Here is a 421-nt window from a genome sequence, read left to right on the forward strand (position 1 = left end):
TTTGTCATCACCGGTATCGCCGGAGATGGCACGTGACAGATTGGCACCAACAGTGCGAATGGTTCCTTCATCAAACTGTTTGCGTGCTGACAGGTTTGCCATGGTGTAGCCGTTTTGATGGGTCATCCCTGCGCTAAACCAGTTGCCCAGTGGTAGCGAGAGATCGAGAGCGATATATTTCCCTGTATTGGCGTTGCTGTCGCCGTTGTTATAGCGCTGAATACCGGCCCGCAGGCCAAGCGAACCAAAGGGACCGCTGTAGACATTTTGATAGTAATCTGCCGTGTAATAATGGCTGTTGTAACGGCGGTCATCATTGTAGCTGATGCTGAATGTGCCCAGCTTCGACCCACAGTGAGTTCAGGTTGAGTGTGCCGCCGATTGCACGGTTGTCGGCATCGCTACGTCGCAATTGATTGCC

General features: G+C 52.5%; 1 pseudogene. It reads right to left on the reverse strand.

Annotation, left to right across the window (positions count from 1 at the left end):
- A pseudogene (locus M3636_RS29205) lies at window positions 1–421 on the reverse strand (hypothetical protein); the annotation flags it as partial.

The sequence above is a fragment of the Paenibacillus sp. MER 99-2 genome, assembly GCF_023714095.1.
Taxonomy (GTDB): domain Bacteria; phylum Bacillota; class Bacilli; order Paenibacillales; family Paenibacillaceae; genus Paenibacillus.